At 45.6% G+C, this 14,938-nt stretch carries 10 protein-coding genes and 1 pseudogene; 7 read left to right on the top strand and 4 right to left on the bottom strand.

Translation table 11 applies throughout. The features are described from left to right. Window positions 1-64 precede the first annotated feature (64 nt). The 3 genes from DLE54_RS07960 to metG form a co-directional block, all read right to left on the bottom strand. Window positions 65-1,096 carry an ABC transporter substrate-binding protein gene (locus DLE54_RS07960; protein WP_011960929.1) on the bottom strand — a complete coding sequence of 344 codons (1,032 nt, stop codon included), beginning with the start codon at window positions 1,094-1,096 and terminating at the stop codon, window positions 65-67. 110 nt (window positions 1,097-1,206) lie between these two features. Beyond that, the gene (locus DLE54_RS07955; protein ID WP_110817360.1) at window positions 1,207-2,214 is read right to left on the bottom strand and encodes an ABC transporter substrate-binding protein; all 1,008 of its coding nucleotides are present in this window, start codon (window positions 2,212-2,214) and stop codon (window positions 1,207-1,209) included. Between the two features lie 268 nt (window positions 2,215-2,482). After that, complete coding sequence (gene metG / locus DLE54_RS07950; RefSeq protein WP_110816800.1) at window positions 2,483-4,576, bottom strand: methionine--tRNA ligase; 2,094 nt, start codon at window positions 4,574-4,576, stop codon at window positions 2,483-2,485. Between the two features lie 315 nt (window positions 4,577-4,891). Here metG and DLE54_RS07945 point away from each other — a divergent pair, with 315 nt between their 5' ends. Continuing rightward, complete coding sequence (locus DLE54_RS07945) at window positions 4,892-6,232, top strand: short-chain fatty acid transporter (protein WP_110816799.1); 1,341 nt, start codon at window positions 4,892-4,894, stop codon at window positions 6,230-6,232. A gap of 113 nt (window positions 6,233-6,345) precedes the next feature. Here the strand turns inward: DLE54_RS07945 and DLE54_RS07940 are convergent. Then, window positions 6,346-7,755, bottom strand: a pseudogene (locus tag DLE54_RS07940) (GntP family permease). 466 nt (window positions 7,756-8,221) lie between these two features. Between DLE54_RS07940 and DLE54_RS07935 the strand changes: the two are divergent. The 6 genes from DLE54_RS07935 to DLE54_RS07910 all read left to right on the top strand — a co-directional run bounded on the left by DLE54_RS07935 (window position 8,222) and on the right by DLE54_RS07910 (window position 14,879). Continuing rightward, window positions 8,222-8,923 (top strand): CoA transferase subunit A, encoded by a 702-nt coding sequence (locus DLE54_RS07935; RefSeq protein ID WP_011960923.1) that lies wholly within the window; start codon window positions 8,222-8,224, stop codon window positions 8,921-8,923. Window positions 8,924-8,959: 36 nt separating this feature from the next. Then, window positions 8,960-9,589, top strand: a complete 630-nt coding sequence (locus DLE54_RS07930; protein WP_110816798.1) for a CoA transferase subunit B — start codon at window positions 8,960-8,962, stop codon at window positions 9,587-9,589. A 71-nt stretch (window positions 9,590-9,660) separates the two neighbouring features. Further along, window positions 9,661-10,458 (top strand): 3-hydroxybutyrate dehydrogenase, encoded by a 798-nt coding sequence (locus tag DLE54_RS07925; protein WP_110816797.1) that lies wholly within the window; start codon window positions 9,661-9,663, stop codon window positions 10,456-10,458. 328 nt (window positions 10,459-10,786) lie between these two features. Beyond that, window positions 10,787-12,124, top strand: a complete 1,338-nt coding sequence (gene mgtE / locus DLE54_RS07920) for a magnesium transporter (protein ID WP_110816796.1) — start codon at window positions 10,787-10,789, stop codon at window positions 12,122-12,124. Window positions 12,125-12,311: 187 nt separating this feature from the next. Then, on the top strand, window positions 12,312-13,598 hold the full coding sequence (gene apbC, locus DLE54_RS07915; protein WP_110816795.1) for an iron-sulfur cluster carrier protein ApbC: 1,287 nt from the start codon (window positions 12,312-12,314) through the stop codon (window positions 13,596-13,598). Window positions 13,599-13,604: 6 nt separating this feature from the next. Beyond that, window positions 13,605-14,879 carry a DUF2804 family protein gene (locus DLE54_RS07910; protein ID WP_227535056.1) on the top strand — a complete coding sequence of 425 codons (1,275 nt, stop codon included), beginning with the start codon at window positions 13,605-13,607 and terminating at the stop codon, window positions 14,877-14,879. Window positions 14,880-14,938: the final 59 nt, after the last annotated feature.

The following is a 14,938-nucleotide window of genomic DNA, read 5'->3' as shown; positions in this document are numbered from 1 at the left end:
AAAAAGCACATGAAGATCATGTGCCTTTTATTTGACTGACTCAATATTTTTGCCCTAAAACGGTCTATTTAACCACTTCTTTGGCCTGGTCCATCACTTCTTTTGACAGCTCAATGCCTTGCTCTTTAGCGTGAGTGGGGCTGACATATAAGTCTAAAGAAGTTGGGGTATACACAGGAATATCACCTGGTTTTTCACCCTTTAAGATACGGCCGACGATTTTACCAGTTTCACGACCTAAGTCATGATAGTTCACGCCTAAAGCGGCAATGGCGCCACGCTCAACCGAGCTGGTATCAGAGGCGATTAATGGTACTTTGCTTTCTTTGGCCACTTGATATAGTGACTCGTAAGCGGACACAACGTTGTTGTCAGTTGAGGTATAGATAACGTCTACTTTGTCAGCAATACTGCGAGCTGCCATAGCGATGTCATTACTTTTTTGTGCTGGTGCTGAGTGCACAGTGATGCCCATAGGCTGTAGCTGTTCTTGTAGATTCTTTAAGATGACCGTAGAGTTGACTTCACCAGGGCTGTATACGTAGCCGACATTTTTTAGGCTAGGAATAATCTGCTTCATCAAGTCAATTTGCGGCGCGTAGGGTAGGGCATCAGAGGCGCCCGTTACGTTGGTGCCAGAGCCATCCATGCTTTTTAATAGCTTGGCTTCTACAGGATCGGTCACCGCTGAGAATACCAAAGGAATGGTATTGGTTGCTGCGGCCACAGACTGGGCAGATGGGGTTGCAATGGCCACGATAACATCGGGGTTGTCGCCGACAAATTGTTTGGCAATCTGACCGGCGGTGGCGGTGTTGCCTTGGGCACTTTGGAAGTTAATCTCAAGATTTTTGCCTTCCACAAATCCTTCTTCGGCAAGCTCCTCAACAACCCCTTGACGCACAGCATCTAGTGCAGGATGCTCAACAATGGCGGTAATGGCCACGTGCTTGACTTCGCTTGAGGTGCCAGCTTTGGTGTCATCGCTGCTTTGCGCGGCGGTATCTGTACTCGGCTGCTGGTTACAACCCGCTAAAATAGCGGTAGCAACACCGCCCCACATAAGGGTCTTAACAAAACGATTGGGGTTGAACATGGGTGTATCTCCTAAAATAAAATGCTCTTATAAAGGTCCATTTATAAGACGTGTTTGCTGGTAAATCTGCTGTTTGCTTCAGCATTGCCTAAATAGTTAAGGGCAATTGTTTATTTATTGGGCTCAGTACTGGGTTTGGTCTCATCCACGTTAACTGCCCCTTTTAAGATAGAGGGATCTAAGCTGACCCCTTGCTGTTGGGCATGTTTTGGGCTGACATACAAAGTTAGCTTGTTCATTACCTCAGGCTTGATATCGGTAATCGCTTCACCGTTTAGCACGCGGTATACCATCTTGCCGGTCACGCGGCCAAAATCATAGTCATTAACACCTAAAGCTGCTGTGGCACCGCGGCGCACACTGAACTCATCTGAGGTAATAACTGGGATTTTCATCTCATTAGCAGCGCCGGCCATGGCTTCAAAAGCACTAATGACATTGTTATCAAGTGAGGTATAAATCACATCGACACGGCCTTGTAAGCTACGGGTTGCCATAGCCACATCATTAGGACGGTTGGCAGTCACCTCTAATATTTTTAGACCCCGAGCCGGTGCGGCAGCTTGTAGCTGCTTTAATACCGTGACTGAGTTGGCCTCCCCAGGGCTGTATACATAACCAATGGTCTTAGCCTGTGGCACAATCTTCTGGATTAAATCCAGCGGTGGCTCGATAGGCAGCTGACTGGATAAACCGGTGACATTCGGCTGGGTCGGTACGTTATTTTCATTAATTAGTTTGGCGGCCAAAGGATCAGAGATGGCGGTATAAATAACCGGAATATTCTTAGTAGAGGCCACCACAGTTTGTGCCGATGGGGTAGAAATGGCCACAATGGCATCTGGCATATCACCGGCGAACTGCTTGGCAATCTGACCGGCGGTGGCGGTATTGCCTTGTGCGCTTTGGAAATTCACCGTTAAGTTTTTACCTTCCACATAATCATTGGCGGCCAACTCTTCAGTAATGCCGCGGCGAATCTCATCAAGTGAGGGATGCTCAACGATTTGAGTAATGGCTATGGTCTTGGCTTCTTTGGCAGGCGCATCAGCGACAGGCTCTTGCTGCGCTTGATCGGCATCCGAGCAGCCACTTAGTGCAGCTAAGCTTAAGCCCATACCCAAAGCCAATAAGCCTTGCCAAACTTTGTTGCTTTTTGGTTGAGCATTAAGAGTGGCAGCAGCGCTGCGATAAGGCAAAGAGGAGGAATAATTTGACTGCATAAGTATTTACGAATCCATTGGGGTTTAACAGTGTAAGGCTATATTACAATAATGTAACATAAGTGGGAAATAAAAAAACTAGCTAAATAAAATATAAATAATATAAAAGCCGATGTTAACAACATCGGCTTTTATGATAAAGAGGCACTTATCTTAAAAAGGCTTAAGCCAATTTATCGCCCACTTTACACTCGTCAGGTAGCGTGATGACCACCAGTCCTGTTTTTGGATCGCCTGATGATAAGATCATACCTTCTGACACCCCAAATTTCATTTTGCGCGGGACAAGATTAGTGACACAAATCACTTTTTTGTTGGCCAGTTGCTCAGGTTCATAGAATTTACGAATGCCACTAAAGACATTAATGGGCTGCTCTTTGCCGATGTCTAATGTGAACTGCAGTAGCTTGTCTGCACCCTCAACATGATTACATTCAAGTACTTGAGCCACCGTCATTTCAACTTTCATAAAGTCATCAAACTCTATGTAGTCGCTGTCTTGCTGATCATTAGTTTCTGACGCTTGAGCTGCTTTAGCTACGTTATCGGCCTGAGCAGTTGGTGTTGCCAACAAGTCTTGTTTGGAGTCTGCCACCATAGCATCAATTTGAGCCTGTTCAATACGCTGCATTAACGGCTTAAACTTATTGATTTTATGACCTAGCAATAACTCATGGCGGCTGGCAAAGCTTAAGTCATCAATATTTAAGAAGGCTTTGGCATTGTCTGTAAGCTCTGGTAACACAGGCGCCAAATACACCATCAATTGACGGAAAATATTGATAGCAACCGTACATACATCCTGAACCTCTTGTTCACGGCCTTCTTCTTTGGCCATTGCCCAAGGCTTTTTGCTGTCGATATATTCGTTAGCCTTGTCTGCGCACTGCATGATCAGGCGCATGGCACGGCTAAACTCACGATTTTCATAAGCCGTAGCAATCTCTTCACCAGCGCGCACAATCTCATTCAATAACTCAGGCTCAGCACAGCTGTCTGAGAGCATGCCATCATATTTTTTGGCAATAAAACCGGCGCTACGGCTGGCAATATTCACCACTTTACCGACCATGTCTGAGTTCACCTTTTGCATAAAATCTGCAAAGTCTAGATTAATGTCTTCAACTTTCTCAGACAGTTTGCTGGCGAAATAATAACGTAGATACTCAGGGTTTAAATGTTTGGCAAAGGTTTCGGCTTGGATAAAGGTGCCGCGAGATTTGCTCATTTTATCGCCATTGACCATTAAGAAGCCGTGAGCGAACACCCCCGTTGGGGTACGGTATTCACTGCCGGCCAGCATGGCGGGCCAAAATAAAGCGTGGAAATAAACAATGTCTTTGCCGATGAAATGATACAGCTCAGTTTTATGCTGATTTTCTTGTAACCAATAATCATCGAAGCTCAATTCTGGTTGTTGTGGATCAGTGGAGCCTTGACGCTGTTTGCATAGGTTTTTAAAACTGGCCATATAGCCCACAGGGGCATCTAGCCACACATAAAAGTATTTATCCGGCTCACCCTCTGGCGTGTCTGGGATTTTGAAGCCGAAATAGGGCGCATCACGTGAGATGTCCCAGCTGGCAAGGCCGGCTTCAAACCACTCCTGAAGCTTGTTAGAAACTGAGGGCTGTAAACGTCCCTCATCTTTGGTCCACTGTTTTAAGAAGCTCTCAAATTCAGGCAGGTTAAAGAAGTAGTGTTTTGAGGTTCTTAATACAGGGGTTGCACCCGATAAGGTCGAATACGGGTTTTTAAGTTCAGTGGCATTGTAAGTGGTGCCGCACACTTCACAGTTATCACCATATTGGTCTTGAGCCCCACATTCTCGGCATTCGCCTTTCACGAAACGGTCGGCTAAAAATAAGCCTTTTTCTGGATCAAATAATTGCTCAACATCTTTGGTTGAGATATGACCTTCACCATTTAGACGGCGATAAATTAACTCAGATAGCTCACGGTTTTCTTCAGAGTGAGTAGAGTGGTAGTTGTCAAAACCAATTAAGAATTTACTAAAATCTGCTTCGTGAGAGGCTTTTACAGTGGCGATTTGCTGCTCTGGCGTGACCCCATTGGCTTCAGCTTTTAGCATAATGGCGGTACCGTGAGCGTCATCAGCACAAACGTAGGTGACTTGATGGCCTTGAGCCTTCATCGCTCGTACCCAAATGTCAGTTTGAATGTATTCCACCAAATGTCCTAAGTGAATAGGGCCATTGGCATAGGGCAGGGCACTGGTTACGAGTATTTGACGCACAAAATCACCTATTTAAGTTTGTTGATTTTAAGAGGATTATCAGAATATAAAATGTGCGCCTATGATACCGCAAATGGCATAAAAATGGGAATTTACCTCGGGATGAATTTTATATTCACTGGTTTTATCACATACGCTGATGCCTCTATAGTGTTTGTGATTCAAGGGCTGGGCAAAAAACAGCCCCAGTTTTAATAAAAATTATTCTCAATATCTAAAATTTGCGCTACCATACGCCGCCTATTTCTCATAACATTAAGTAGGGATGGACCCCACTATAAGTTCTTATCTTTACTTAGCACAAGGAAGTTAGTCATGTTTCAGATACTTACCAATGCCAGCGTTCAGCTGGTTAATCGCTATTTACCCTCTCCTTTTGTTTTCTCAATTGTATTAACCCTGATTGCCTTTTTGGGTGGTGTCTTATTGACCGGACAAGATGTGCTGACCATGGCGGGACACTGGGGCGGTGGTCTGTGGTCGTTACACAGCTTTGCTATGCAGATGGCACTGGTGTTGGTTACCGGTTACGCTTTTGCCAATGCGCCCATCATTCAACGTTTTTTAGACAGTCTGGCCTCAAAGGTTACCTCACCGACCACAGCCATTGTCATCTCAACGTTGGTGGGACTGGCAGGCTCATGGATTAACTGGGGTTTTGGTCTGGTGGTCGGGGCTATTTTTGCCAAGTCTTTGGCCAGAAAGCTGCCTAATGTGGATTATCCCTTATTGGTGGCAGCGGCTTATTCTGGTTTTGTGATTTGGCATGGCGGCTTCTCAGGATCTATTCCCTTAACCTTAAGTACGGGCGGCGATAACTTGCAGACGCTCTCAGGTGGGGTATTAACCGAAGCAATTCCTTTATCACAGACGATTTTTGCTTCATATAATCTTATTATTTTGGCCGCTTTAATTGTGGTATTGCCAATAGTCAACCGCATGATGCACCCAAAAAATCCGACCATAGTAGATCCGGCGCTCATTAAAATAGAGGCTTATGTAGCCCCTGAAACTAATACACCGGCTCAAAAATTAGATGACAGCCGCGTGGTGGCCATCATCTTACTGCTGTTAGCGCTGATGTATTACATCAATTACTTTTCGACCAATGGCTTTAACTTAGGATTAGATATTGTTATCGGTCTGTTTTTATTTATTGGACTGATGGCGCATGGTACCCTTGAGCGTTATTACCGTGCAGTGAAATCAGGTATTGGGGGTATTGCCGGTATCGTTTTGTTGTTCCCATTTTATGGCGGTATTATGGGGATTATGACGGGTGCCAATGCCGATGGGGTGTCTATCAGTAGTGAAGTGACTGAGTTTTTTGTGAATAATGCCACAGCCGATAGCTTTCCTGTCTTTGCCTTTTTAAGTGCAGGCTTGGTAAACATCTTTGTACCCTCAGGCGGCGGTCAGTTTGCGGTACAAGGGCCAGTGATGATGCCAGCAGGCTTGGCGTTGAATGTCAGTCCAAGTGTGACCGCCATGGCGATTGCTTGGGGCGATGCTTGGACCAACATGATTCAGCCCTTTTGGGCACTGCCACTGCTGGGTATCGCAGGATTAGATGCCAGAGCCATTATGGGCTACTGTCTGATTATCCTAGCGGTCTCAGGCGCTATTATTACGGGGGGTTTTTGGTTATTGGTATAAACGGCTTTAGCCATAACTACCCTCACATAACAAAATCCCCACATAGCGACTATGTGGGGATTTTTTGGTTTGATAGTTTTGTTCATTCATTAAGAGGGCTTAAGCAGATTATCTTAAAAAGAGCCAAACAAAGTACCTAATACAATCACCACTGTAGTAGCGATCAAAGGAATGCCCATGGTTACCATAGCGATATTGAGATAAGACTGTTTGTGAGTCAATCCACAGATGGCCAATAGGGTGATTACCGCACCACTGTGTGGCAAGGTGTCTAGACCGCCGGCGGCCATAACTGCAACGCGGTGCATCAGCTCGGGGTCAATGCCTGTGGCCAAAGCCATTTTGTAGTAACTCTCACCCAAGGTTGACAGTGCAATACTTAGACCGCCTGAAGAAGAGCCCGTAATACCTGCAAGGGTCGTCATCGCCACTGCTTCAGAGATAAGTGGATTGTCAGGCGTTAGATTCAAAATACTATCGCGAATGATAATAAAGCCTGCCAAAGAAGCAATCACTGCCCCATAGCCGACTTCCGAGGCGGTATTAAAAATAGGCAGCATCGAGTCATAAGTGCCGCGGTTGATGGATTTTTTTAGGTTGTGCCAATGTCCTATGCGCAGTATCACTAACGCGGTACAAGCCACAAGCAAAGCAATAATAATAGACCACAGTCCTAGAGATCCTTGGATATTTAAATCCGGATACTGAGCTTGTAGGGCGCTAAAATCTAAGCTTGGAAAGACCACATAAGTTAATAACGCATTTAAAGCGATAACCAATATGAGCGGAATAATTGCTGTTGTAAAAGAAATTTGATGATCTAGGCTGGTTTGGCTGTGATCAATATCGCCTTTTTGTTCCAAATCATCATCGTGTGACCCGTACCCTTCACCAGCAAGCTTGGCTTTATTAGCACGCAACTGTAGCCAATACCAACCCGCAAAAAACATAATGGCAGCGCCTATAGTACCTAAGATAGGTGCAGCAAAGACGTTGGTATTGTAGTAGGGAATGGGGATTGCGTTTTGAATGGCAGGGGTACCAGGCAGTGCGGTCATAGTAAAAGTAAATTACCCTAAAGCAATGGCCGCTGGAATCAAGCGCTTAGGAATGTCTGCCGCTTTAAACAAGTTTTTGGCGATGGGATAAATGGCGAAGGCCACCACGAATAAAGAGACGCCCCCATAAGTCAAAATAGCACAGACCATAATGACCGACAAAATGGCTTTGTCGCTACCCATTTTGTTCACCACGGTATTGGCGATGGCAGTAGCAGCGCCAGAGTCTGCAATAAGCCGACCAAATAAAGCGCCTAATAAAAATATTGGGAAAAATTTTAATAAAAATCCACTAAGGGCTGACATAAATACGTCAGTGTAAGCAGGGATACTGCTTAAAAAGTCACCGGATAATAAAACCGCCAAGACGGCCATGATGGGTGCTAAGATTAAAACTGAGTAGCCACGATAGGCAAAAAACATCAGTAATAATAAAGTGACGATAATCGCAAGTGTGCTAAACATAGGTGCCTTCTCCTTGGCTTAAATATGAATAAAAAAACACCAAGCCCATTAAGCTGCTAAATTAAGCAGACTTAATCGGCTGTGCTACTGATAAGTCCCTATATCAAGTAGGTTGCTATATATAAATGGGGCAGTGATGACACATCAAGATGGGTTATCAGTTGTACACTATATACCAAATGCAGTAAACTAACGGGCTTATTAGCGCTTAATGATACAGCGGGCCTTTTGGCAAACAGGCTTGCTATGCAATGGCGCAAATCAGCATCAGTCTACGAGCAAAAAAATATTATATTCGATTTTGCGAATATATACTATTAATGTCTATACTATTAATGTCTATACCATTTATATATGCCACAATGTGTGCAAGCTTCTGTGGGTATTAAAGTCTTTTATAGGCACAAATATAGGTACAAATATAGGTACACATCATCATTTACGTTGATTCAACAGGGAGAGAATAATGAGTCAATCAAAGGTATACGCCAGTGCTGAAGCGGCGTTAGAAGACATCATCCAAGACGGACAAACGTTAGCCATTGGCGGCTTTGGATTGTGCGGTATTCCAGAAAATCTTATTTTGGCATTAAGAGACAGTGGGGCCACAGCGCTCACCTGTATTAGTAATAATGCTGGCGTGGATGACTTTGGGTTGGGCCTGTTATTAAAGACCCGTCAAATCAAAAAAATGATCGCCTCTTATGTGGGTGAAAATAAAGAATTTGAACGTCAGTTCTTAGGCGGTGAGCTCGAAGTTGAATTAACCCCTCAAGGCACTTTGGCTGAAAAGCTACGTGCAGGCGGCGCGGGTATTCCTGCTTTTTATACCGCCACAGGCGTGGGCACACAGGTAGCCGAAGGCAAGGAGTCTCGCGACTTTGATGGTCGCACCTATATTCTAGAGCATTCGCTGACGGCTGATGTGGCACTTATTAAAGCCCAAAAAGCCGACAAAGCAGGCAATCTTATCTTTAATAAAACCGCACGCAACTTTAATCCAGATTGTGCCATGGCGGGCAAAATTACAGTGGCTGAAGTGGAAGAGATCGTTGAAATTGGTGAGCTGGATGCCGATCAAATTCATCTGCCTGGTATTTTTGTACAGCGTCTGGTATTAAATAGTACGCCAGAAAAACGCATCGAAAAAATTACCGTAAAAAAATAGCCACTTAAGTATTAATGAATAATAAGGAGTATCACCATGGCATGGACAAGAGAGCAGATGGCGCAGCGTGCGGCCAAAGAACTACAAGATGGTTTTTATGTTAACTTAGGTATCGGCTTGCCGACTATGGTTGCCAACTATATCCCTGAGGGTATGCATGTTTGGCTACAATCTGAGAACGGCCTACTGGGTATTGGCGAGTTTCCCACACAAGAGAACGTGGATCCTGACTTGATTAATGCCGGCAAGCAAACCGTTACGGCTAAGCCAGGTGCCAGCTTCTTTGGTAGCTCAGAGTCTTTTGCTATGATCCGTGGCGGCCATGTGAACCTAGCTATTTTAGGCGCGATGGAAGTCTCTGAGCAGGGCGATTTGGCCAACTGGATGATTCCAGGAAAAATGGTCAAAGGTATGGGCGGCGCTATGGACTTGGTGGCAGGCGTGCAACGAGTGATTGTGCTTATGGAGCAGATCAATAAGCATGGCGAACCCAAAATCTTAGCTGAGTGTCAGCTGCCACTAACCGGCAAAAAAGTAGTCGATCGTATTATCACAGAGTTGGCAGTACTGGATGTCACTGACACCGGCCTTAAGCTAGTTGAGCTGGCTGATGGGGTAAGTTTCGATGAGCTACAAAAAAATACCCCAGTGAAGATTAGCCAATAACCCACTGTTTTATACACAATTTAATGGCGCCAGCTGATGGTGCTGTTCTAAGCACTCAGGAGTAGACAAGGATGACTCAACTCAATCAGGACTTAACCGGCAAAGTGGCTTTAGTAACCGGTGCCGCCAGTGGTATCGGCCGAGACATCGCCGAAACTTATGCTAAGGCAGGCGCAGCGGTCGGTGTAGCAGATATTAATCTTGAAGCTGCACAAAATGTCGTCAAAGATATTGAGGCTGCCGGCGGTAAGGCATTGGCCCTTGCCATGGATGTCTCGTCTGAATCTGCGGTCAATGATGGGGTGAAGGCGTTGGTGGATCACTTTGGTGGTATCGATATTTTAGTGTCTAATGCCGGCATTCAAATTATTGACCCCATTCATAAGCTAAGCTTTAGTGATTGGAAAAAGATGCAGTCTATTCATTTAGATGGGGCATTTTTGACCACCAAAGCAGCGCTACAATACATGTATAGCAATGATAAAGTAGGAACAGTGATTTATACCGGCTCGGTACACTCACATGAAGCTTCCTTATTTAAAGCCCCTTATGTGACGGCCAAGCATGGGCTGTTAGGATTGTGCCGGGTGTTGGCAAAAGAGGGTGCTCAGTACAATGTGCGCTCGCACGTGATTTGCCCAGGCTTTGTCAAGACGCCTTTGGTTGAAAAACAAATTCCTGAGCAGGCGCGTGAAAAGGGCATTAGCGAAGAAGAAGTGGTCAATGACATTATGCTGGTGAATACCGTGGATAAGGAGTTTACCAGTACGGAAGATATCGCTCAGTTAGCATTGTTCTTGGCTGCATTCCCGACCAATGTATTTACCGGTCAGTCTATTGTGGCAAGCCATGGCTGGTTTATGAATTAAGCGTTTGCTTAACTTAACAGTCAAGGCCTTGCTAATCCTAGCCCAATCGCTTAGCATCACCGGTAACATACTTACCGGTGATGCTAAGCTTTTTTGATTAATACTCATACCGCCGCCGAGCTGATATTCCTATTTTTAGCACAGACCTATACCAGCGCTTGAGTTTTATCCTGCTTATGCTTGAGTAATATTTTTAGTCTGAATCATAAGCCAATATGTTTTATTGGCTTTTTTGCTTATCTAATTTGTCATCCATCTTCTTATTGACGTTGTTATCTATCCTATACCGTTACTTGCGGCATCCAATGAGCTGCAAGGAGTAAAAACCATGACTCATAAAGACATTGCACAGCTGCTGACCACAGCCATTGAACAACAAAAATTCGATACAGCCATTGGCCAAGTGCATGATTTACGCCCCATTGATACGGCTGATATCTTGGCATTAATCCCCCCTAAATTGTCTTGGCAACTGTTAGACCGCCTACCCAATAGGGCGACTGTTTTTTCTTATTTAGAGGCAGAAGACCAAGTGGCTTTGGCCTATCAATTCCCTAGGGCAAATCTGGCCCGACTGGTGGGCGATATGCCCTCTGATGAGCGTACCGACTTATATAAGCGCTTAGATCAAAGCCAGCGTGATGCGTTATTGCCCGCTTTGGCTCAGGCAGAACGTGAGGATATTCGCCTTTTGTCTGCTTATGCTGAGGGCACAGCTGGGGCTTTAATGACCTCTGACTATGCCACGTTAAAAGCGCAGATGACGGTGGCACAAGCTTTAGCCGCACTGCGTTTAGAAGCACCAGATGCTGAGACCATTTATCATGCTTATGTGATTGATTCTGAGCGCCAATTAATTGGGGTCATTTCACTGCGCAGTCTAATTTTGGCCTCACCTGAGCAGAGCATTGGCGATATTATGCTCACCTCAGTGGTGGCTTCAAATGTCAATGAAGACCAAGAAGATGTGGCAAAAAAGGTCGCCCGTTATGATTTAATTGCGCTGCCTATTATTGATGACGGTGGGGCACTGGTTGGTATTGTGACCCATGATGATGCGATGGATGTGGCAAGTGATGAAGCCACCGATGACTTCCACAAGTCAGGGGGCGTCTCAAGCTTAGTAGGCAGCTTTAAAGACACCAGTATTCGTATTTTGTATCGTAAACGGGTATTTTGGTTGGTATTTTTGGTGTTTGGTAACCTAATATCAGGGGTCGGTATTGCTCACTTTGAAGAGGTGATTGCAGCCAATTTAGTGTTGGTATTCTTCTTGCCTTTATTGGTGGACAGTGGCGGTAACGCCGGCTCTCAATCAGCAACACTGATGGTGCGGGCCTTGGCCACAGGAGAAGTGGTGATGCGAGATTGGTTCTCACTGCTTGGGCGTGAAGCTTTAGTGGCCTTATTGCTGGGGATAACTATGGCTGCTGCAATTTCAGTGATTGGCTATGTACGTGGTGATGCAGTGGTGTCCTTAGTGCTGGCGCTAAGTATGGTGTCTGTGGTGATGATTGGTTGTGTGATTGGTATGAGTCTACCTTTTGTGCTTAATAAGCTCGGCTTTGATCCGGCCAGCGCCAGTGCACCATTAATCACCTCGGTGTGTGATGCTTCAGGTGTGGCCATTTATTTGTTTATTGCTTCTAAGTTTTTACCGCTTTAAGTCACCGCGCAAAACAAATGATGTAAGGCCATGTGCCGGACTGTTTGATAAAAATGCGGCGTTGTCAGTGTGGTTTTTTTATCCATCAAAGTCAGCTAAACTAGCTAAAATACTTATAATGTGTGTCATACGTGTCATGCCAAAGCGTGCAATATTAAATTTATAGCCGTAAGGCTTAGGGGCAATCATGTTTAATTTTATAAAAAAATCGATGGCTAAAAACGACAAAAACAGTGAAAAAAGCCTGCAAAGCGAACAGCTGTTTGCGGTAGCCAATCAAGTATTACAAGACCATAGTGCCGGTGGTCAAGATAATAAAGTGACAGCTATTAAACAATACGGCGATTCAGTAACGCTAGATTTGCGCTTAAATGCCGATGCTGATCCTGAAGAGGTACATCGCCAGTTAGGACTTGCCCTACAAAATTATGGTATTAATGAAGTAAACTTAAATGTCAGCTTGCCGGCCAAACCTAAGACAAGCCCATCCTCTCATTCCCATTCATCCTCTACTCAGGCCCCCTCTATGACAAGTGATGATATGCCTGCCTTTGCGTCTACCAAAGGCGGTGCGAAGACGTTACCAAAAACAGTCAACGCGGCTGCGCCCAAGTCTCAGACAGATGAGCCGCCTATTACCAAGCGTGCGCCCTTACAGTCAAGCTTACAGCCGCATCCACGTATCAAGCATATTTTGGTGGTGGCCTCAGGCAAAGGCGGCGTCGGTAAATCAACCACGACGGTCAATATCGCCTTAGCCCTACAAAAGCTTGGCAATAAAGTAGGCATATTGGATGCTGATATTTATGGGCCTTCTATGCCCAGTATGCTAGGCGTGGAAGGCGTGAAGCCGCAGTTAGAAAATGAGCAGTTTGTGCCGGTAGAGGCGCATGGTCTGGCTATGCTCTCCATAGGCAGCTTACTAGATGGTGATAATACCCCTGTGGCTTGGCGTGGTCCAAAAGCGACGGGTGCGTTAATGCAGTTGTTCAATCAGACCAACTGGCCAATGCTGGATTACTTAGTGATTGATATGCCGCCAGGTACCGGTGATATTCAGCTTACCTTGGCGCAGCGTATTCCAGTGACAGGGGCGGTCATTGTCACCACGCCGCAGCACATTGCCTTAATGGATGCCCAAAAAGGTATTGAAATGTTTAACAAAACCAGCATTCCCGTGATTGGGGTGGTGGAGAACATGGCGCTACACACCTGCTCGAACTGTGGTCATACCGAAGCCATCTTTGGTGCCGGCGGTGGTGAAACCATATCTGAAGCGTATCAGGTGCCATTACTAGGACAACTGCCTTTGGCCTCTACTATCCGTGCTCAAGCTGATAAAGGTGAACCGAGTGTGATTGCCAATCAAGGTGACGGCGATGATTACGCACATTTTTATGTGGAAATTGCTCAAAAAATTGAAGCCAATATCGCCAAATTTGCTAAGCAGCGCAATGATGGACGTATCTTTTAGGCTTTAATGAGCCAGTTGCGGCGCACCACTCAAATCACTCAAAAGGATATTGGGGAATATAAGATGGATAGGCAAAACAATACTATTAAAGCCCCGACAAAGACTCGGCTGCCGAAACTGGCACATATTGACCAGCTTATCGTAGACGGTCAGCCTCACTTTGGCGTCTTTGCTGAGGTAGAGCGGATTAATTATCTTGATTACCACAGTCACCTGATTTCCCAAAAGGCAGTATCTCAGCGGCGCAAACAGTTTAAAGCCAATCAGTTTGCCTTTGTTCAGATAGTGCAGCCGCCGTATCGTATTTGTATGGCAATTGCGACCATTAAGCTTGCCAGCACTGTGTTTGCTTATATTTATAATGAACATACTGGCGAGTTTGAGGTGGTTGAAGCCTTGCAGCCTCTCACCCATAACAGCGAGTTTAGTGGTGATCATCGGCAAGGGCGTATGAGCCTTAAGCAAGGCAAACTGTCGCTGGTGCTACAGTTTTCTGAGTCAGGGGTGCAGCTTGACTTGGTCAGTAAGCAGTTTGCAGTATCAGCTCAGTTGGGGCGCAGTGATCAGCCGCTGGCAGTGTGCTCACCTTCAGGCAGAAGGGGCTGGAGCTTCACCCAAAAAGAGCCGCTGACTGTAATAGGGGGTACGCTCACATTTTTTGCCGACTCTAAACATTACCCTAAGCTGGCGGATACCGACTCAGACAATGAGGCAGACAATAAGCTAAGTGGTGACAAAGCACAAACGGGCCTAAGCCATAGCCTGCCACTTAAGCCACATGCTTTGGTTAATTTGGATTGGACGCTTGGGTTTATGCGTCATGAGACCAATTGGTTTTGGAGCTGCATCACCACCGAGTTGCCAGATGGACGGACATTTATGCTGAACCTGTCTATGGGTGTCAATGAGACTGGGATCAGTGAGAATGCATGCTGGATTGATGGGCAGATTTATTATCTGCCGCGGGTATTATTTAGCCGACAGTCAGATTTAACTGGTGGCAAGCAGCCTAAGTGCGGCACAAGTCCAGATGAGCCGCGTGCCTGTGCTTGGCAGGTTAGTCATCTTAATTTAGGCTGGAGTGATGTGGAGATTGAGTTAACCTTTACACCAATAAGTGTCTATAAAAAGATGGATAACTATGGGGTAATAGCCAGCGTGTTTGAGCAGTGGATTGGCACATACTGCGGCCATATAAAACTTAGCGCAGCGCAGGGTGGTCATGTGGTGGCACTTGATAACGTCATGGGTCTTGCAGAAGACCATTTTGCAAAGTGGTAGGGGCGGCGGGCATGTGGCGTGGGCATTGGGTTAATAGCGATTAAAAAGGGCCAAATAAT

This window comes from Psychrobacter sp. YP14 (genome assembly GCF_003209315.1).
GTDB lineage: Bacteria > Pseudomonadota > Gammaproteobacteria > Pseudomonadales > Moraxellaceae > Psychrobacter > Psychrobacter raelei.
The sequence above is the reverse complement of the archived record's forward strand: the minus strand, read 5'-3'. Positions and strand labels throughout refer to the sequence as shown.

Excerpts from the sequence above, each read along its gene's own strand:
- mgtE (WP_110816796.1), top strand. The coding sequence starts at position 10,787 with ATGACTCATAAAGACATTGCACAGCTGCTGACCACAGCCATTGAACAA.
- DLE54_RS07925 (WP_110816797.1), top strand. The coding sequence starts at position 9,661 with ATGACTCAACTCAATCAGGACTTAACCGGCAAAGTGGCTTTAGTAACC.
- DLE54_RS07910 (WP_227535056.1), top strand. The coding sequence starts at position 13,605 with ATGAGCCAGTTGCGGCGCACCACTCAAATCACTCAAAAGGATATTGGG.
- DLE54_RS07960 (WP_011960929.1), bottom strand. The coding sequence starts at position 1,096 with ATGTTCAACCCCAATCGTTTTGTTAAGACCCTTATGTGGGGCGGTGTT.
- DLE54_RS07945 (WP_110816799.1), top strand. The coding sequence starts at position 4,892 with ATGTTTCAGATACTTACCAATGCCAGCGTTCAGCTGGTTAATCGCTAT.
- DLE54_RS07935 (WP_011960923.1), top strand. The coding sequence starts at position 8,222 with ATGAGTCAATCAAAGGTATACGCCAGTGCTGAAGCGGCGTTAGAAGAC.
- DLE54_RS07955 (WP_110817360.1), bottom strand. The coding sequence starts at position 2,214 with ATGGGCTTAAGCTTAGCTGCACTAAGTGGCTGCTCGGATGCCGATCAA.
- apbC (WP_110816795.1), top strand. The coding sequence starts at position 12,312 with ATGTTTAATTTTATAAAAAAATCGATGGCTAAAAACGACAAAAACAGT.
- DLE54_RS07930 (WP_110816798.1), top strand. The coding sequence starts at position 8,960 with ATGGCATGGACAAGAGAGCAGATGGCGCAGCGTGCGGCCAAAGAACTA.